The 19,243-nt window shown below is 43.7% G+C and carries 19 protein-coding genes; 11 read left to right on the top strand and 8 right to left on the bottom strand.

All coding sequences use genetic code 11. The annotated features are described in order from the left end of the window. The first annotated feature begins 368 nt into the window (after positions 1–368). The 10 genes from hpaD (H571_RS0107180) to H571_RS0107135 all read left to right on the top strand — a co-directional run bounded on the left by hpaD (H571_RS0107180) (position 369) and on the right by H571_RS0107135 (position 10,228). Positions 369–1,226, top strand: a complete 858-nt coding sequence (gene hpaD, locus H571_RS0107180; protein ID WP_027848706.1) for a 3,4-dihydroxyphenylacetate 2,3-dioxygenase — start codon at positions 369–371, stop codon at positions 1,224–1,226. 35 nt (positions 1,227–1,261) lie between these two features. Then, positions 1,262–2,692, top strand: a complete 1,431-nt coding sequence (locus H571_RS0107175; RefSeq protein WP_027848705.1) for an aldehyde dehydrogenase family protein — start codon at positions 1,262–1,264, stop codon at positions 2,690–2,692. 51 nt (positions 2,693–2,743) lie between these two features. After that, the gene (locus H571_RS0107170; protein WP_027848704.1) at positions 2,744–3,937 is read left to right on the top strand and encodes a multidrug effflux MFS transporter; all 1,194 of its coding nucleotides are present in this window, start codon (positions 2,744–2,746) and stop codon (positions 3,935–3,937) included. A gap of 25 nt (positions 3,938–3,962) precedes the next feature. Further along, entirely contained in the window at positions 3,963–4,889 is a 927-nt protein-coding gene (gene hpaD, locus H571_RS0107165) for a 3,4-dihydroxyphenylacetate 2,3-dioxygenase (RefSeq protein WP_027848703.1), read from the top strand. A 60-nt stretch (positions 4,890–4,949) separates the two neighbouring features. Then, complete coding sequence (locus H571_RS0107160; protein ID WP_027848702.1) at positions 4,950–6,137, top strand: Bcr/CflA family multidrug efflux MFS transporter; 1,188 nt, start codon at positions 4,950–4,952, stop codon at positions 6,135–6,137. A gap of 90 nt (positions 6,138–6,227) precedes the next feature. Further along, positions 6,228–6,614 (top strand): 5-carboxymethyl-2-hydroxymuconate Delta-isomerase, encoded by a 387-nt coding sequence (locus H571_RS0107155; RefSeq protein WP_027848701.1) that lies wholly within the window; start codon positions 6,228–6,230, stop codon positions 6,612–6,614. Between the two features lie 148 nt (positions 6,615–6,762). Further along, entirely contained in the window at positions 6,763–7,809 is a 1,047-nt protein-coding gene (locus H571_RS0107150; protein ID WP_027848700.1) for a TRAP transporter substrate-binding protein, read from the top strand. A gap of 10 nt (positions 7,810–7,819) precedes the next feature. Next, positions 7,820–8,338: a TRAP transporter small permease gene (locus tag H571_RS0107145; protein WP_027848699.1), complete on the top strand. Its 519-nt coding sequence runs from the start codon at positions 7,820–7,822 to the stop codon at positions 8,336–8,338. A gap of 21 nt (positions 8,339–8,359) precedes the next feature. Then, entirely contained in the window at positions 8,360–9,688 is a 1,329-nt protein-coding gene (locus H571_RS0107140; RefSeq protein WP_027848698.1) for a TRAP transporter large permease, read from the top strand. A 51-nt stretch (positions 9,689–9,739) separates the two neighbouring features. After that, entirely contained in the window at positions 9,740–10,228 is a 489-nt protein-coding gene (locus H571_RS0107135; protein WP_027848697.1) for a universal stress protein, read from the top strand. 62 nt (positions 10,229–10,290) lie between these two features. On the opposite strand, the gene hpaR is transcribed toward H571_RS0107135, so the two are convergent. The 7 genes from hpaR to hpaH form a co-directional block, all read right to left on the bottom strand. After that, the gene (gene hpaR, locus H571_RS0107130; protein WP_245562334.1) at positions 10,291–10,746 is read right to left on the bottom strand and encodes a homoprotocatechuate degradation operon regulator HpaR; all 456 of its coding nucleotides are present in this window, start codon (positions 10,744–10,746) and stop codon (positions 10,291–10,293) included. Positions 10,747–10,842: 96 nt separating this feature from the next. Next, positions 10,843–11,748 (bottom strand): 4-hydroxyphenylacetate catabolism regulatory protein HpaA, encoded by a 906-nt coding sequence (hpaA, locus tag H571_RS0107125; protein ID WP_027848695.1) that lies wholly within the window; start codon positions 11,746–11,748, stop codon positions 10,843–10,845. A gap of 76 nt (positions 11,749–11,824) precedes the next feature. Continuing rightward, the gene (gene hpaE / locus H571_RS0107120; RefSeq protein WP_027848694.1) at positions 11,825–13,360 is read right to left on the bottom strand and encodes a 5-carboxymethyl-2-hydroxymuconate semialdehyde dehydrogenase; all 1,536 of its coding nucleotides are present in this window, start codon (positions 13,358–13,360) and stop codon (positions 11,825–11,827) included. A gap of 18 nt (positions 13,361–13,378) precedes the next feature. Then, on the bottom strand, positions 13,379–14,161 hold the full coding sequence (locus H571_RS0107115; protein ID WP_027848693.1) for a fumarylacetoacetate hydrolase family protein: 783 nt from the start codon (positions 14,159–14,161) through the stop codon (positions 13,379–13,381). A gap of 3 nt (positions 14,162–14,164) precedes the next feature. Next, the gene (locus tag H571_RS0107110) at positions 14,165–14,833 is read right to left on the bottom strand and encodes a fumarylacetoacetate hydrolase family protein (RefSeq protein WP_027848692.1); all 669 of its coding nucleotides are present in this window, start codon (positions 14,831–14,833) and stop codon (positions 14,165–14,167) included. Positions 14,834–14,848: 15 nt separating this feature from the next. Beyond that, on the bottom strand, positions 14,849–15,655 hold the full coding sequence (gene hpaI, locus H571_RS0107105; RefSeq protein WP_027848691.1) for a 4-hydroxy-2-oxoheptanedioate aldolase: 807 nt from the start codon (positions 15,653–15,655) through the stop codon (positions 14,849–14,851). A 57-nt stretch (positions 15,656–15,712) separates the two neighbouring features. Further along, positions 15,713–16,516 (bottom strand): 2-oxo-hept-4-ene-1,7-dioate hydratase, encoded by an 804-nt coding sequence (gene hpaH / locus H571_RS0107100; RefSeq protein WP_027848690.1) that lies wholly within the window; start codon positions 16,514–16,516, stop codon positions 15,713–15,715. A 184-nt stretch (positions 16,517–16,700) separates the two neighbouring features. Here hpaH and mnmC point away from each other — a divergent pair, with 184 nt between their 5' ends. Next, entirely contained in the window at positions 16,701–18,722 is a 2,022-nt protein-coding gene (gene mnmC, locus H571_RS0107095) for a bifunctional tRNA (5-methylaminomethyl-2-thiouridine)(34)-methyltransferase MnmC2/FAD-dependent 5-carboxymethylaminomethyl-2-thiouridine(34) oxidoreductase MnmC1 (protein ID WP_027848689.1), read from the top strand. Positions 18,723–18,744: 22 nt separating this feature from the next. Here mnmC and H571_RS15515 read toward each other — a convergent pair whose 3' ends face one another. Continuing rightward, positions 18,745–19,200 (bottom strand): hypothetical protein, encoded by a 456-nt coding sequence (locus H571_RS15515; protein ID WP_051168215.1) that lies wholly within the window; start codon positions 19,198–19,200, stop codon positions 18,745–18,747. Between the last annotated feature and the right edge of the window lie 43 nt (positions 19,201–19,243).

The raw sequence follows: 19,243 nt of genomic DNA, 5'->3' as shown, positions 1-19,243 counted from the left end.
CCATTCATGAAGGATAGACAGTGGAGCTTGTAAAAAAGTATGGGCAGACAACCGAACAAGAGAAAGGTAATAAATTCTTTATTTGTGGTACTTTTCTGTATTTGCAGCCTTTTTGCTAGCCCTAACTAGACCTGAAACCCTTGTAAATACTGGCTTTCAGGCAAGCCACGTTAGGCGTAAAAATTTAATTAACTTATTCACTAGTAGCTGGCTGGGTGTGATTGACAGCAGCGGAAGCTTTGGTCTAGCATTACTTAACATGTTAAATACTATGTGACTAGCTAGCCCACACAGCTTTGCATAGACAACATGAGACACCTAAAAAAAGTGTCCACCTAAATTAACAATAATCAAAGAAGGTGCTTACCATGGGCGAAATAGTTTTAGCTGCAAAAATTACTCACGTACCTACCATGCTGTTGTCTGAGCAGCCAGGAAAGCTTCAAGGTAGTCGTCAACAAGCCATTGATGGTCATAAAGAAATTATGCGTCGTGCTCGCGAGCTAGGGGCAGATACAGTCGTGGTTTTAGATACCCACTGGCTGGTTAATGCGGCTTACCATATTAATAGCAACCCAGTTTTTAAGGGTGTTTATACCAGCCACGAATTTCCACACTTTATTCAAAACCTTGAGTATGAATACCAAGGCAACCCCGCTTTAGGTGATGCCATTGCCGCCAAAGCAACCGAGAAGGGTGTTTTCACCTTATCTCACCAGGTAGAAACACTGGATTTAGAATACGGTACTTTGGTTCCTATGCATTTTATGAAGCCAGAAGAAACGAATATGAAAATAGTTTCTGTTGCTGCTTGGTGTACCGTACATAATTTGCAAGATTCTAGAAAACTCGGTGAAGCCATTAGAGAAGCCGTTGAAGCAAGTGACAGCAAAGTTTTACTTTTGGCTTCTGGCTCGCTATCACACAAAATTTGGGAAAACGAACTCTACGAAGCCAACAACGGCACTTTTACAATTTCTCGTGAATTTAACCGTCAGGTTGACCTGCGTGTACTAGAGCTATGGCAGCAGGGTGAAATTGCTACCTTCTTAAAAATGTTACCTGAATACGCTAACTACTGTTCTGGCGAAGGTGGTATGCACGATACTGCTATGCTATTTGGTGCACTGGGTTGGGATAAGTACACAGGTAAGGGTGAAATTATTGGTGAATACTTCCCTAGCTCGGGTACTGGTCAGGCTAACGTAGTTTTTCCTGTTTTATAAACTTTATTAATACGAACAACGGAGACTAACCGCTCATGCTACAAGCATCCTATCCTTACTATCTAGCCAATGAAGCTCAGTCACCTAACCAAGATTTGACGGTTTACGACAAATTTACTGGCAAGGTAGCAACAAAAGTTGCCATGGCTGATGCTGCAACCATAGATCAAGCCATAGCTGCTGCCGAAGCTGCCACTGAGCCTATGCGTAAATTGCCTGCTTATAAGCGCCAAGCAGTGCTTAACCATTGCGTTAAACGCTTTGAAGAACGTGCCGAAGAATTGGCACAAGCCTTATGTGTAGAAGCCGGTAAGCCTATCAAGGATGCGCGTGGCGAAGTTGTTCGTTTAATAGACACCTTCCGTATTGCGGCTGAAGAAGCGGTGCGTATTGGTGGTGAAATTATTCCTATGGATATCACCCCCCGCGGTGAGGGTTATAGCGGTATGTGGAAACGCGTGCCTATTGGCCCTTGTTCTTTTATTTCACCCTTTAACTTCCCTTTAAATTTAGCTGCACACAAGGTTGCACCAGCTATTGCTGCGGGTTGTCCGTTTGTTCTTAAACCTGCCAGCATGACTCCGATTGGCGCGATTATTATTGGTGAAATTCTAGCTGAAACTGACCTGCCTAAAGGTGCCTTTTCTATTCTACCTTGCCACCGTGATGGTGCAGACTTGTTCACCACCGATGAGCGTTTGAAGCTGCTTAGCTTTACGGGTTCGCCGGAAGTTGGCTGGCAGTTAAAAGCTAAAGCAGGCAAAAAGCCGGTTATTTTAGAGCTGGGTGGCAACGCTGCTTGTGTGGTGGATGAAGGCACAAATATTGACGATGCTGTGGCTCGTATTATTTTTGGTGCTTACTACCAGTCAGGCCAAAGCTGCATTGGTGTGCAGCGTATTATGGTGCACGAAGCCCATTACGACGAAATGCGTGACAAGCTAACCGCTGCTGTCAAAGCGCTGCGTTCGGGCGACCCTAAAGATGAAAACACCTTTATTGGCCCGATGATTTCTGAAAAAGAAGCCAAGCGTTTGCATGACTGGGTTTTGGAAGCTAAAGCAGAAGGCGCAACTGTGCTTGCCGGTGGCGAGCGTACCGGCGCTATGCTAGATGCAACCTTGTTAGAAGATGTTAAGGCTGATTCTAATGTAAACACCCAAGAAGCTTTTGGCCCTGTGGCTGTTCTTTCTAAGTTCAGCGATTTTGATGAAGCACTAAAAGAAGTCAACAACTCTACCTTTGGCTTGCAGGCAGGTATTTTTACGCGTGACATTTATAAAATCCAAAAAGCTTGGGATGAGTTAGAGGTGGGTGGTGTAGTTATTGGTGATGTGCCTTCTTGGCGTGTAGACCACATGCCCTATGGTGGGGTGAAAGACAGTGGTTTAGGTCGTGAGGGGGTGCGCTATGCCATTGAAGATATGACCGAGTTACGTCTTCTAGTCATTCGTAACCCCAACTAGCTTTATTATAAGGGCAGTTACGGCTGCCCTTTAAAGGTTAACCAGCAAACCATGAAGCCAGCAGTGCCATCGCTTACCTTATTAACCTTTATTGCCATGGCCAGTCCCTTGGCTTTAAATGCTTTTGTGCCAGCCATGCCCGATGCTGCGGTAGCTTTGAATACAGACATAGCGACTATTCAGCTAACCTTTACGCTTTATTTGTTCACCCTAGCAGTTGGTCAATTACTCAGCGGTCAGTTAGCAGATTATTACGGTCGTCGCCCTGTCATTCTTACGGGTTTTGCCTTGCATTTAGTAGGCAGCTTATTGGCTGCCTTAGCAGGGTCGATAGAAGCATTAATTGTCGGACGTGTTTTACAAGCCTTAGGTGGCAGTGCTGCCATGACGCTAGCCCGCACTATTTTGCTAGACACCTATGGCAGAAGTGGCGCAGCCAGTCGTATGGGTTATTTGGTGATGGCGATAGCCGTTGCTCAGGCCATAGCACCTACCCTTGGTGGGTTTTTAAACCTCTGGTCAGGCTGGAATTCTATTTTTTACCTGTCTGTTTTTATGGGCAGTTTGGTTTTTTTATTAGCGCTTAAGTTTTTACCAGAAACCACTGCTGAAAAAAGCACTAGCTTAAGTTTTATGGCTGTTTTTAAACGCTACAGCCAAGTGTTTAGTTCAGGCCAATACTTAGGTTATGTTCTATCCACCACCGCTTTAGCCGCTGCTTTCTATTTATTTGTAGGTAGCTCACCCTATTTGGTTGCTAATCAACTAGAGGGTAATTCCGCAGACTTTGGTGTTTGGTTTTTAAGTGTGTCTTTTTCTTTTATTGCTGGTGGCTATTTATCTACCCACTTAGCTAAGTTTCTTAGTGTCGACCAAACCATTTTATTAGGTAACAGCCTAGCCATTTTAGGCGCGGGGCTTCTTTTAAGCTTTGCGCTCACAGCAGAGCTGAGTTTTACCCGCTTATTTTTTCCTATGGCATTAATTATTTTTGGTCGGGGTTTAAGTCAACCTAATGCACAACTGGCGGCAATTAGTAGTAGTTCAGGTGCGGCGGGTACTGCTTCAGGCGTAATGGGTTTTATCCAGCTTTTTATTGGCGCGCTAATAGCGCAAAGCGTGCCTTACTTAATGAGTTTTAATATTAACTGGGTATTTGGCGGAATTTTACTGGCTACTTGCTTAGCCTTTTTTACACATTTTTATAGCTGGAAAATTAACCAGCAAGCAACACCTAACGTTTAATTACTTTATAAAAGAGGGTAACTCTATGGGTAAGCTAGCTTTAGCTGCAAAAATAACACACGTACCATCCATGTACTTATCAGAGCTGGATGGCCCACAAAAAGGTTCACGTCAGGCCGCTATTGATGGCCATATAGAAATTGGCCGCCGTTGCCGTGAACTAGGCGTAGATACCATCGTAGTCTTTGATACGCACTGGCTGGTAAATGCCAACTACCACATTAACTGTGGCGAGCATTTTAAAGGCGATTACACCAGTAACGAATTACCGCACTTTATTGCCAACATGAAGTTTGAATACGATGGCAACCCAGAGCTAGGCAAAATTCTAGCCGCTGAATGTAATGCACAAGGTGTTGAAACTTTGGCGCATGACAAAACCACGCTAGACCCTGAATATGGCACGCTAGTACCTATGCGTTATATGAATGAAGACCGTCACTTTAAAGTGATCTCTGTTTCAGCCATGTGTACGGTTCATTACCTAAATGACAGTGCCCGCTTAGGTTGGGCAATGCGTGAAGCCATTGAAAAACACTATGATGGCAAGGTGGCTTTTTTGGCAAGCGGTTCACTTTCCCACCGTTTTGCTCAAAATGGCCAAGCGCCTGATTTTTCTAACAAGGTTTGGAGCCCCTTCCTAGAGCGCCTAGACCACAGTGTTGTAGAAATGTGGGAAAAAGGCGAATGGGCAGACTTCTGCGCCATGTTGCCTGAATATGCTGCCAAGGGACATGGTGAAGGTTTTATGCACGATACTGCTATGTTGTTAGGCGCTTTGGGCTGGTCTGAATATGACCAAAAAGCTGAGGTTGTTACACCTTACTTTGGCAGTTCAGGTACGGGGCAAATTAACGCTATCTTCCCCGTTTCACCTGTAACGGGTAAAGAAGTACCTGGGCCACAAGCTTCGGTAACTGAAAGCTTTTTACCCGGCTCTAGCCGTTTATAACACTTGGTATTTAACAGGCCAGTTATGGCTGGTCTGTTATTTTCTAACGAGAAGAAAACCATGCCTCAAGTAAGCAATCCTTCTAGGCTTATAGTGCTGCTAGCTGCGCTAGTTGCTTTTGGTCCACTGTCTATAGATATGTATTTGCCTAGCTTGCCTTTAATCGCTTCAGACTTACAAGCAAGCCAAGCAGACATTCAGCTAACCATTAGTGCCTTCTTAATAGGTCTTTTTTTTGGAATGCTGTTTTATGGCCCGCTTTCAGACAAGTTTGGGCGAAGAAAACTATTGCTTGGTGGTATTACACTTTACTTAGTGGCTAGTATTGGTTGTTTTTTAGCCACCAGTGCTGAAATTTTAATTTATGCACGTTTTTTACAAGCCTTAGGTGCTGCAGCAGCTTCAGTTCTGGCGCGTGCTATTGTTAGAGACCTTTTCCCTATTAATGAAGCAGCCAGAGTGCTGTCGTTAATGCACTTGGTAACCATGCTTGCCACTTTGATAGCGCCTTTAGTTGGTGGCTACTTAATTTTACTTGCTGGTTGGCGCTCACTTTTTATTGTTCTTTTTGTTTTTGCTGCCATTATTCTGCTAGCAACTAGCTTAAAAATACCTGAAACCCACCATGGCTCATCCCGTGGCACTAGTATTGCTGCTGTTTTTAAAGCTTACCTACAAATTCTTTTACAGCCTCTAGCTGTTGGCTACATTCTTTGCATGTCGCTTACCTTTGCCGGTATGTTTGCCTACATTACTGCCTCCCCCTTTGTTTATATTGAATACTTTGGTGTAACTCCCCAAACCTATGCTTGGCTTTTTAGCTTAAATATTGGTGGAATTATTCTACTAGTAAGCCTAAATGCGCGTTATGTTGGCCGCTTTGGCACACAACGCCTGCTAGTGATAGGTGCAGGGTTAGCCGCAACCTCTGGCTTATTATTGCTTTTTGCAGGCTTTACAGGTGTGGGCGGCTTGCCTTTAATTGTTATCGCGCTATTAGGCTTTGTCAGTGTAACTGGCGTTTTGGGGGCTAATTGCATGGCTAGCCTACTGGCTTGCTTCCCAGAACGTGCTGGTGCAGCCGCTGGTATAGCCATAGCTATACAGTTTGGTTTAGGTGCTTTAGCTAGCTTTTTAGTAAGCAACCTGCACGATGGAACCCCCTTAACTATGTCACTTTTAATCGGTTTAGCAGGCGTTGCCTCCTTTACTTCACTAGCATTAACTCGTTCAAAATCAAATACTTAATCTAATTTTCTAGAAGGAAATAAATCTGCCATGTTGACAAAGCTTAATATGTTAATTAGATTTAGTTAACACGCTTAAAGAGGTACTGAAATGCCACATTTTATTGTTGAGTATTCAGGCAATTTGCACGACCGCCTTGAGTTCCAACCCTTGTTCAAACAGCTGCATGAGTATGTTGTTTCTACCGGTGCTTTTCCTCTAGGTGGCGTTCGCAGCCGTGCCATTCGCTGCAATGACTTCCGAGTTGCCGATGGTCGTGAGGATTTTGCCTTTCTTAACTTGAATTTAAAGATAGGCCATGGTCGAGACATGGATCTTAAAAAAACAGTTGCTGAAAATGTTTTCAAAATTTTATGCGATTGGATGCAGCCCATTACCGATAAAAGCTATTGCCAAATTTCTTTTGAAATGACTGAACTTGACCCAGTGCTTAAGTTCAACAAAAACAATATTCACTCACTTTTTACCAGCCAGTAAATAGGTGCCCAAATAAAACAAAAATATAGGGGGTAAGTTTTAATTAGCACTAGCAAGATGAATAAACAGCCATTTTTTGAAGAAGCTTTAGCCTAGCGTTAATTGCTTCAAGTCGTGTAACACAATAATAAACGAGCGGAGACACGCCATGAAAGTAACGAGCAAATCAATTAAAACCTTTGCTGCAGCAACCCTGCTAACCCTAGGTATGGGTAGTTCAGCGATTGCATCTGCTGCAACAACCCTAGTTGTTGGTACTTGGATGCCACCTAGCAACCCTATGAACACTGTTGTTTGGCCTACTTGGGCTGAATGGGTAGAAGAGGCCACTGATGGTCGTGTAAAAGTAAAAATTGAACACGATTTAGGTCATCCTCGTTCTTATTACCAGCTAGTAGAAGATGGTGTGATTAATGCAGGTTGGAGCTTTACTGGCTACCTACCTGGTCGTTTCACCTTACCCCTAGCTGTAGAACAACCCGGTATGGGCGTTAATGCTGAAGCGGCTTCTGTTGCCCTTTGGAAAGTTCACCAAAAGCATTTTGCTAAAGCCAAAGAATACGAAGGTTTAGAACTGCTAGCATTTTTAACCCACGGTCCTGGCCAGCTTCATAGCCGTGAGCCTATTTCCAGCCTAAGTGATTTACGCAATAAGCGTATTCGTATTGGTGGTGGTGTACAGTCGCAACTTGCTGAGCGCATGGGTGTAACACCGGTTGCCGCACCTGGCCCACAAGTTTATGAACTACTCCAGCAGGGCGTTATTGATGGTGTGTTTATGCCAGCACAAGAGCAGAGCTCTTTACGCCTAAACGAAGTTGCTCCTAACCTAACCTTGTTTCCTGGTGGTATGTACCTAGGTAGCTTCTCTATGTTTATTGATCCTGTATTTATGGATTCTTTAAGCGCTAAAGATGCTAAAGCCATTCGTAGTGTTTCGGGTGAAAAACTATCCGCGCTAGCTGGTAAGGCTTGGGATATGGCTGATACCGAAGGCTTGAAATATGCACGTGAAAAGGGTGTAAACATTGTTGAGCTAGGCCCCAACGACAAGATGACACTTGAATTCAACGAGCTAATCAAGGGTATGGATGAAGCTTGGATTGAGAGTGTTAAAGGTAAGAAAGGTGTAAATGCGCGTCAGGCTCTAAAAGACTTACGCAGCTATGCACGTAGCTATAAGCCAAAAAACTAGGAGTCTAGTGATGTCATTTACTGCCTGGTTAAAGGCGCAATATGACGAGAAGGGGCCAGCCCGTTGGCTGGCCTTTCTACTCGAGCTGATAGCAGCCATTATGCTTATGGCGCTTATGCTAATAACCTGTATAGATGTTGTTGGTCGTTATGTCTTTAACAACCCTATACCTGGCGCTATAGAACTAACACAAATAAGTATGGCAATTCTTGTTTTTGCTGTTATGCCTGTGGTTACTTGGCGAGGCGGTCATATCGTTGTTGATTTGCTAGATAATTATTTAAGTTCCTTATTACTTAAAGCTTTATCTTTAATTGCTGCTTTAACTATTTCTGTTTCCTTTTACTTCTTGGGCAAGCGCATTTTTGAACTAGGTGCACGCTCTATTCGTCGTGGTGAAGTAACTGAGTTTCTGGGTATTCCCAGTGGTTATCTGGTGCAGTACATAGCAATTATGAGCTGGATTACTGCTGTAGGCATGATCACCTATGGTGTTTATCGTATCTTGTTCCAAGATAAATCTAACTAGAAGCTTTAATAGGTATTCCTTATGTCTATCATGCTGATCGGCTTTGCTGTTCTTCTTTTTATTATTATTGTTGTGCGAATGCCCATTGCCTTTGCAATGGGTCTTGTTGGCTTCTTCGGTTTTGCCGTGATGATGGGTTTAGGCTGGGATAACCTTGGCTCTTTTCGCTGGACGGGTGTTTTATCTATGGCAGCCAACCGAGTTGCCGATACGGTACAAAATTATAGTTTATCCATTATTCCCTTATTTATTTTAATGGGTAACTTGGTTATGCGCTCTGGTTTATCGCATGAACTATACAATGCCTCTAATGCTTTTTTAGGCCATCGTAAAGGTGGTTTAGCCATGGCAACAGTGGTTGCTTGTGGTGGTTTTTCTGCTATTAGCGGTTCTAGTTTGGCTACTTCTGCCACCATGGCAAGGGTTGCCATGCCTTCTATGCGTAAATACGGTTACAGCGATTCTTTAGCCTCGGCAACTATCGCAGCCGGTGGCACCTTGGGTATTCTAATTCCGCCTAGCGTTATTCTGGTTGTTTATGGCCTACTAACTGAAACCAGTATTCGTGAGCTTTTTGCGGCGGGTTTAGTGCCTGGCATTATGGGTATTCTTTTTTATATGGCAGCAGTGCGCTGGGTGGTTTGGCGCGACCCTTCTGCTGGCCCTGCGGGCGATAAAATGCCTTGGAAAGAACGCTTTATTGCTTTAAAGGGCGTTATTGGCATTCTGAGTCTTTTTGTATTGGTTATGGGTGGTATTTACCTAGGTGTTTTCACCCCTACCGAAGCGGCGGGTATCGGTGCAGGTGGTGCTTTTTTAATTGCTTTGCTTAGAAAGTCGCTGACTTGGACAACCCTGTTTGAGACTTTAAGCGATACAGCCCGTACCACGGTAATGCTTTTTGTTGTAATTATTGGTGCGCTTATTTTCTCTGATTTTGTTAACCGTGCAGGCTTACCTGGCTATTTGCTTGAGTTAGTAACAACTATGGATGTAGCGCCTATTGTGGTTATTCTAGCCATTATGGGGATTTATCTATTGTTGGGTATGATTTTTGAAAGTCTTTCCATGATGCTACTAACCATTCCTATTTTTTACCCGGTGGTAGCTAGCTTAGGCTATGATTTAGTTTGGTTTGGTATTGCTGTTGTTATAGCAATAGAAATTAGTCTAATAACACCACCTGTCGGTATGAATGTATTTGTGCTTAGTGCGGTTATTCGAGATATTAAAACTGGAACGATATTTAAAGGCGTAACACCCTTCTGGTTTGTGGATATTATTCGCCTTTTGCTCGTTTTATTTATTGCACAGATTACGCTCTTCTTACCTCAGCTGTTATACCGCTAAGGAAGTGAGTAAAACCTAGCAAAACAGAATCACCCCTATTTGGAGGTTAAGATGCTGTCAGATTTTAAAAAAATTCTTTATGTTTCAGATTTAGATCAGGGCGCACGCCCTGCGTTTCGGGCTGCTGTTAGCTTATGTAGTCACTATGAATCTAAGCTTACCTACTTGCACGTACTTGAGTCTGTTTCAGGTACTGCCAGAGGGATTTTAAGCAATATGATGGACAAACAGGAAGTTGAAGAACTGCTTAAAGAAGGTGTAGCTAAACTAAGAAACAAAGTACAAGACAGGTTAGAGCGCTTCTGTGAGCAAGAGCTAAAAGATGACTCTAACTTAAAGCCAGATCAAATTGATGTTAGGGTTGAAGAGGGCACACCTTGGAAAACCATCATAAAAGTTGCTGATGAAATAGATGCTGATGTAATTGTTATGGGAACACGAAAAAACCGTACCCTAGAACAAGTATTCCTTGGCTCGACTGCCTCTAAAACCTTAAGCCACTCCAAACGACCCGTTCTAGTGATTCCACTCTTTGACTAGCCACTGGCTTTTAGCTAGTTAACATCTGAGCAGCCTGCAAGGGTTGCTCATCCCTTACTTTACTATTTACTCGGCTGAAGTTTGCTTAGTTTATTGAGTAGAAGACTTAACTCTACTAGATTTTCTTCAGTAAATTGCTCGGTTATTTGCTGGTAACGCTCTTCTAAAAGGGGGGCCGTCACTTCAAACATTTCTTTAGCTTTAATGGTTAAAGATATCAATATACGTCGCTGATCATCTGATGAACGCCTGCGCTTAATATAGTTCTGCTGCTCTAGGCGGTTAATAATGCCCGTTAAACTAGGGCTTAGAATGCAACATAAATCAGCTAGCTGCTTAGACTCTAGTTCTTTGTGTTCTGCCAAAGCACGAATAACCCGCCACTGTTGTTCAGTTAAGGGGATTTCTTGCAGCACAGGACGAAAGAAGTTCATAGTGACTTCTCGTGCTTTTAACAGCTTAAGTGGTAAAGATTCTTCGTATTTACGCATTTGGACCGTACGCTGGGTAGCTAACATTTAGGATCGCAAAATTTATTAAAGTGATTAGAAAATATGCTGCTGATTTTAACGACTTAACTTTAATATATAAAGCTTTAATCTAGCGGCTGGTATTTAAGAAAACTGTTGACGATAGTTTTGTGTTGTTACGCCTGTATTGCGTTTAAAAAAACGTGAAAAATAGGCTGGGTCACTAAAGCCTAACTGGTAGCAAATTTCACTACTAGAAAGGTTGGTAAAGGTTAATAAGCGTTTAGCTTCTTGCACTAGCCGGTCGTGCACAATTTTCTTTGGTGATTGATCAGCAATACGCTGACAAACTTGATGTAATCGGCTTTCTGAAATCCCTAAAGATGAAGCATAAGCGCTTAGCTGCCAGTGCTCTTTAAAGCACTCTTGAATAAGGTTAGAAAACTTGCGGAAGTATTGCAGGTCATCGTTATTAATATGGCTGCTGACTGCCTTTTTTGTCGAAATTCGTGTTGTCTGAATAAGTAATAAACGTACTAGGGTTTGTAGGGTTAAATTTTTAGCTGGAAAGTCATTGCTCCACTCGCTACCCAGCGCTTCAAAGGTTTGCACCAACAGCTTCCAATGAATGGCATCTTCTTCATTTAAATCTTGGTAACTCAAGCAAAGCTCATGGTTTAATTCGCTGCCTAGCTGCTGCTGTAAACCGTCTTTCAATAATTGCCATACCAGAGATTGATGAACCGTTAGTACATGGCCACAAGCTTCAGGGGCAGATAAAAAAGAATGAGGAACTGAGGGGGGCGTAAGGATTAAAGCAGGGCCATTAAGGTGATAGATTTTATCATCTATTTGAAAATGGATTTCACCGCGATCAAAATAGTGGATTTGTAAATATTGTGCGTGACGATGAACGGGCATATCACGGCCAAAAAATACCGCTAAATTTTCTAGAATATCGTAGTGAATGGGTGAGTCGGCATAGCGTTGGTCATAATCTTGCCCCAAAACTATGTTAGGAATCCACTCGTTTAAATCAACTTTACTCATGGCTAGCTACTCAAGTATAGAAGCCACTGGTTGTGGCAGAGCGAATTGCTTCGCCCTGCCGTTACAACTGGCTAGCTTAGTGTTTGCCTAGCGTTGGTACCTTGTGCGTACCGTGGGCTATACAAATGTTTTTGGTTTCCATGTAGAAATCAAAACTCCAATCACCACCATCACGGCCAATACCCGACATTTTAATGCCGCCAAAAGGTGAAGGTAGGTTACGGTTATTTTCTGAGTTAACCCAGAGCATACCCGACTGAACAGCCCGACCCATACGCATAGCACGACCGGTGTTTTCTGTCCAAATGTAACCTGACAAACCATAGTCAGTGTCATTAGCAATGGCAATGGCTTCTTCTTCAGTGTCAAAGCTAATTGCCGTTAGTACTGGACCAAAAATTTCTTCTTGGGCAATACGCATACTGCTGGTTGCGCCGGTGAAGAGGGTTGGTTCTAGGTAGTTACCTGCTGCAGAAAACTCACCCTTAGGTTCAGTAATGCGCTTACCGCCCACGGGGGTTTGAGCGCCGTCTTCTTTGGCGATATCAAAGTAGCTTAATACCTTGTTGTAGTGCTCAACATGCACCAAGGGACCCACTTCAGTTTCTGGGTCAAGCGAGTGACCAACACGTATATTGCCTACCCGCTCTTTTAAAGCGGCTAGGAACTTGTCTTTAATACCGCTTTGAATTAGTAAACGGCTAGATGAAGTGCAACGCTGACCGTTTAGGCTGTAGATCATAAAGACTACAGCATCTAAGGCGCGTTCAAAATCGGCATCATCAAACACAATAACGGGGTTTTTGCCGCCTAGCTCAAAGTGCACACGCTTAAGTGTAGCCGCACCCTGACGCATAATGTGTGAACCTGTGGCGCTTTCGCCTACTAGCGCAACCGCTTTAATGGCTGGGTGTTCAGTTAAACGCTTACCTGTGTCTTCACCAAAACCATTAACCATATTCCACACGCCCTTAGGCAACACTTCATCAGCAATTTCAGCCAAGATGTAGGCGCTCAGTGGCGTTAGTTCAGCAGGTTTGTGCACTACCGTACAGCCTGATGCTAGTGCTGGGGCAATTTTCCAAGTCGATAGCATAAAAGGTGTGTTCCAAGGGGTGATAATACCCACTGGGCCAATGGCATTGCGAATGGTGATATTGGTGTGTTCTTCTTGATGCGATGATTTGCCATCACGCGCTTCGGGTGCTTTATCAGCAAAGAAGCGGAAGTTAGCCGCGCCACGTAGCGCCGCTTGCTTCATAAAACGAATCGGTTGGCCGCAATCCATGGATTCTACTAAGGCAATTTCGTCAGCGCGCTCAACTAAACGGTCGGCAAACTTGTGCAGTAGTTTTTTACGTTCAGCACCCGGTAGGTTAGTCCAAGCTTCAAAGGCATTTTCAGCAGCTTCACAGGCAGCATCCATATCTGCCACTGAACCCGCCATAACTTTACCAATTACGCTGTTATCCGTTGGGGTTAGGTTGTCGTATTCACGACCGCCATTACCTAACGTAAATTCACCATTAATGTAGTGACCAATTGTATTTTTTTTAAAACGCTCCAGGTATTTTGTGGCGCGTTCCATATTGGTTGCAAAGGTATCGCTCATACTTTTCTCCTGAAGCTTTTAGTAGTTTTTACCATAGTATTCTTGCTCAGAAACGATGCGTGTTTCTAAGTCACAAATGCTTTCAATACTGCATACCACTGTGTCACCTGGCTGCATATCGGCAACACCGTGGGGCGTACCTGTAGCTATCATATCGCCTGGGTTAAGCGTCATAATTTTGCTTAGGTATTCAATTAAGAAGGGCACATCAAAAATCATGTCTTTGGTGGAGCCATCTTGGGTAATCTTGCCGTTTACAGTCGTTGTCAAACGTAGGTTATTTGCATTAGGCACATCCGCCACATCAACTATCCAAGGACCCATAGGTAATAAAGAGTCACGGCTTTTAACACGCAAGTTAGGACGGTAGTAGTTTTCTAGGTAATCACGTATCGCAAAGTCATTACAAACCGTATAACCAGCAACATAATCTAGCGCATCTTCACGCTTGATATTTTTGCCTTGTTTACCAATAACGGCAACCAACTCACACTCATAGTGTTGGTATTCAATATTATCTGGGCGGTAGCTGGTCTGCTTATGGCCAGTTAGCGTGTTAGCGTGCTTAATAAATACTAGCGGCTCTTTGGGTGGCGCAAAGTTTAGCTCAGTGGCGTGGTCAGCATAGTTAAGACCTAGCGCAAAAATTGTGCCCGGCTCTTTAACCGGTGGCAGCCAAGTAATTTGGTCTGAATCTAAGGGCAAATCAATTGACTGGCCTTCTTGCGTAGTAATTTTGTCTTGTGCATCAATAGTGATGTCTAGCTCGCGGCCTTCAACAAGAATACGTGCATATCTCATGGCTTAGATTCCTCCCAAAGTGTTATTCAGGGTGCCAATACCCGCTATGGCTGCTTCTACCTTGTCGCCTTTAGCTAGGGCAACTCGCTCACCAGCAAAACCTACCGCAATAACTTCACCCGCCTGCAAGGTCATAATGTTAGAAATAATGCTAATCAGCTCGGCAACACTGCGCTGCATTTGGCTAAGATCAAAGGTGCTTTTTAGTTCGCCATTCACTTTAATGGTTACGCTTAATGCATCGGGCTGAGCAATTTTATCTGCCGCTACAAGGCTTGGGCCAACCGGTGCGCTGGTATCTAAACACTTACCTTTAATGTCTGGGCGGTAGTAGTTTTCTTCGGGTAAAGAATAGTCGGCAACCACTGTGTAACCACCAACAAAGCTTAGTGCTTCTTCTGGCTTAACACGGCAAGTTTCTTTACCTATAACTACACCCAAGCTTGCACCAACCACCATAGTTGGAACATCTTTACCATCAAAATCTTTTGCCCATTCCACTTCAGCAGTATCAACACTCCAAGTGTTGCGTGGCTTGTAATAAAGTACTGGCTGAGTGGGTGGTTTGTTGTAGGGGGCTTGGTTAAAAGTAGCATCCAAAGCCTTAAGCTGCGCTTTATCATTAAGAGCGACGCAGACCAGCTTACTGTTGACTAAAAGAGTTGCTGTCATAGTTAACCTTTACTGTTAGTAACCTGCTTGAGGTTTAGTTTCTGTCATAGGCACACCGTCTTTAAAACTTTGTGCCAGCTTGCGAGTTTCTTGCGCCAAAATCATGGTATCTACACCCACGCCAACAAAGTTAGCGCCTGCCTTAACGTAGCTGGCAGTTAGGCTAGGGTCTAAACATAAAAGACCGGCATATTTACCCGCGGCACGAATTTTATTTAGCCCAGTGTTAATGGCTTCAACTACCACGGGGTTGCCAGCATCGCCGATATAACCCATAGAAGCGGATAAGTCTGAAGGGCCAATAAAAACGCCGTCTACGCCTTCGACTTCTAAAATGGCATCGAGGTTTTCTAAAGCGCTAGCGGTTTCTACTTGCACTAATAAACAAATTTCTGCATTGGCTTTTTTAAGGTAGCCAGGCACTTGGTTCCAACGTGCGGCACGCGCCAAAGACGTACCTAAACCACGAATGCCTTCGGGTGGGTAACGAACTGCGCTGACTAATTGCTTGGCTTGTTCGGCTGTTTCTACCATAGGCACTAATAAGGTTTGTGCGCCTATATCTAGCAATTGCTTAATTAAGGCAGTGTTGCCTTCAACGCAACGCACAATTGGCGCTACATCATAGGGAGCCATGGCTTGTAGGTGCGACATAATAGTGCGTAGGTCAAAAGGACCATGCTCACCATCAATTAATAGCCAATCAAAACCAGCCACAGCAGCAATTTCTGCGGCTGAATTATCGGGCAAACCCAACCAAAGACCATACTGAGGTTTACCTGTAGCTAGGCCTTGTTTAAAACGGTTTTTAGGTAATTCCATTTTCTTGCCTCCTATTTTTTGCTAACTAGGTTAGAAGGTTATTCAAAGTTTACAAAGCTAGACAAAGTTAAGAGTCACGCCACCTAAAGAACCAAAGTCAGCATGAACGGTATCACCGGCTTTAACAGGCACAGGGCGAATAAAAGAGCCTGAAAGAATGATTTGACCCGGCTCTAAAGAAATTCCGTGGGGTGCAAAACGCTTACAAACCCAGCAAATGCCTTTTAAGGGGTTGCCTAACACACCACCCGCTAAACCGGTTTCTTCAATTTGACCATTCAAATAGAGCATAGAGCCTGCCCAACGTAGGTCGATATCAGTTGGTTTAATCGGGCGGCCACCTAGCACTAGGCCCGCATTAGCAGCATTGTCGGCGATGGTGTCGTAAACCTTGCGGGTATAACCTGTTTTTGGATCGGTGCGTAGGCAACGTGCAGCGATTAGTTCTAAAGAGGGAATGACATAATCGGTGGCATTGAGTACATCAAAGATGGTGATATTTTCACCAAAAAGGGGCTTTTTCAGAACAAAGGCTAACTCTGCTTCAATGCGTGGGTCTAAAAAATTAGCGGCTTTAATGGTTGCGCCATCTTCAAACAACATATCGTCTAACAGTACGCCATAATCTGGCTCATCAATATTAGAAGACATTTGCATAGCGCGTGAAGTTAAACCAATTTTGTAGCCTATAACACTGCGACCATCAGCAACTTTGCGATCTACCCATTGCTTTTGAACGGCATAAGCATCGTCCATGCCCATTTCTGGATAATCTAGGGTTAAAGCTGGAATTTGTTGGCGATTAACTTCAGCCTCATAAAGACGGTCTGCTGCGTTTTGAATCTGCTCTTTTGTTAACATGCCGGGAGCACCTTATGTAGTTGTGCGATTTATTAAGTTTATTATCCCAGTGCCGTTCCTCAGGCTGCTTCCTAACTAATCAGGCTGGGTGACTTAAAACCATTTTAGTTAATATGTTAAGTAAGTCAATATCTAACTTTAAAAGGGTTAGAATCTACTTCTTTACTCACTTAAGCCGTTATTTATGCCTACTTCTGTAAACTCTGAACTTGCTAATTATCTGCAACCACGCCAGCTAGAAACTGCCCTACTTGATTGGCAGGCAACAACACCTTTTGCTGAAAATTTTGATGATGTGTATTTTTCACGCGAGCAAGGCATTGCCGAAAGTAACTATGTTTTTTTACAGAAAAACAACCTGCCCGAACGCTGGCTTAACTGGTCGCAAAACCGAGCCTTTGTTATGGCTGAAACGGGTTTTGGTACGGGTTTAAATTTGTTGGTGGCTATGGCGAGCTTTTTAAAAACAGCGCCAGCCACAGCAAGATTGCATTGGATAAGCACCGAGCTTTACCCACTCTCTCTTGAAGATTTAAAACGTGCGCATACCTTTTGGCCTGAATTTTCCGACTTGGCACAGCTAGTAGAAGAAAACTATCCTTTGCCTATTTCGGGGTTTCATCGCCTTAATCTTCATCCACGCATTACGGTAGATTTATTACTGGGCGATGCTGCTAGTAATTTAAGTGCCTTAGCTGGCAAGGTTGATACTTGGTGTTTAGATGGTTTTGCACCCAGTAAAAACCCGAGTATGTGGACAGAGCAATTATTTACGGCACTAGCTAAGGCTAGCCATGCTAATACCACCTTTGCTACGTTTACTTCCGCAGGCGTTGTGAAGCGTGGTTTACAAGCGGTAGGCTTTAACGTAAATAAAGTGGCTGGTTTTGGCCGCAAAAGAGAAATGCTAAGTGGTGTATTCAACCCAGCCGTCACCGATGAAAAACCACTTCCTTTAACTAGTTCAACAATAAATAAAACACAGCCAATTGCTATTATTGGTGCTGGCTTAGCAGGTTTGGCTACAGCAGAAGCTTTAATTAAACGGGGCTTTAAAGTCGATCTTTATGAAGCCCAAACACCTGCCTCAGGCGGGTCGGGCAATAAACAAGGGGCGCTTTATATTAAGTTGGCCGTGGATGCTAACCCTTCTAGCCGTTTTTACTTAGCTGGTTTGGAATTTTCACGCCGCTGGTTAGAAAACCTAGACCCGCAGCAGCAATTTTGGTCGCCTACTGGCGTGCTTCAGTTAGCTACTAATGAGCGGGAAGCCAAGCGCCAGCAACGCTTTTTAGCCAACCAACAATTACCCCAAGCGCTAGTAAAAGCAGTTAATCAAACCCAAGCCAGTGAACTAGCAGGCAGCAAAACAACCGCAGGTGGTTTGTTTTTTCCAAGGGCTGGCTGGGTGAAGCCTAAGGCACTAAGTGAACACCTAGCTAAAATGCTTAGCAACTTAACCCTGAACAAGCTAACCCTTTATAACAACCTAGCTGTGACAGGCTTAACTCAGGTTAAGCTAGCTAATGAAGAGAAAGTTTGGCAGCTAGCAACCGCTAAGGGCAATAAAAATTATCAACAGGTGGTTATTTGTTGTGCGGCAGCGGCTAAAAACTTTGCACCTAGTCAAACCTTGCCAATTACTGCCGTTAGGGGACAGGTGAGCTATCTACCTTTAAAAGGGTATTTAAATCAAGAAGCAATACCACGCACGGTAGTATGTGGCAAAGGCTATGCCCTTCCACCGGCGGATAACACCCTTTGCTTTGGAGCAACCTTTGATGCTGAAGATTCAAGCCTTGAGCTAAGTCAAACAGATCAATTACAAAACCAGCAGGAATTAACTGCGGTATTACCTACTTTATTGGCTGAACTATCGACAAGCTCACTTAATGGACGGGTTAGTTTTCGTTGTGCTTCACCGGATTATTTACCGCTGGTTGGGCAGGTGCCTGATGTTGGAGCTTGGCAAAAAAACTATACTTCTACTCAGTCAAACCTTGCCCTTGCAGATTTTCCTAGCGAGTGGAACTGCTCAGGTTTGTGGCTAAATCTTGGTCATGGTTCACGTGGTTTGGCTAGTATTCCCTTAGCTTCAGAATTATTAGCTAGTCTGTTAGTTGGGGAGCCAGCACCTTTTGAGCAAGCGCTGGTTAACTGCCTTAACCCAGCACGTTTTATTCTTAAAGACTTAAAGCGTCAGTAACTTTTTTAAAAGCAATTTAAAGCTAGTCTGGCTGGCTAGCTAATAGTTTCCAGCTAAATTCATCTTGGCCGTTAATTTGGTATTCATACAAGGCTTGCCCACGCACATGCCCATCTTCAAAAACGGCTAATACCCAATGACGGTTTAGCACCACCGATTCATGTAATACAAAAGCCATAGTGCCACCTAATACGGCTGTTTGTGGAATTAAGTCTGGGCGCTTGCCTAATTCTTGTAAAATACGCCTTTCAGGGTTAGCGCCTAAATTAAACTCACGTCGGTCATTATCGGTTAAACCATAAACACGACCCGTGCCAGCACCATAACTACGCACCTTGCTTGCTAAAGACTGGCTTTGCGACTCTTCAACTTGTTTTGCGTCTGAGGTTTCAGGAGCCGTTTCTTCACCTCGGGGCAAAAGTAACGAGATAATCATTCCTAGCAAAACCATAGGAATTAAATAACGTCGGAAATCCATTGCTAGCTCCTTATTGAATTTTAGTCGTAAAAAAGGCGACCTT

The organism is Marinospirillum minutulum DSM 6287 (genome assembly GCF_000422325.1).
In the GTDB taxonomy this organism is placed as follows: Bacteria; Pseudomonadota; Gammaproteobacteria; order Pseudomonadales; family Halomonadaceae; genus Marinospirillum; species Marinospirillum minutulum.
This window is presented reverse-complemented; position numbering and strand designations above follow the sequence as displayed.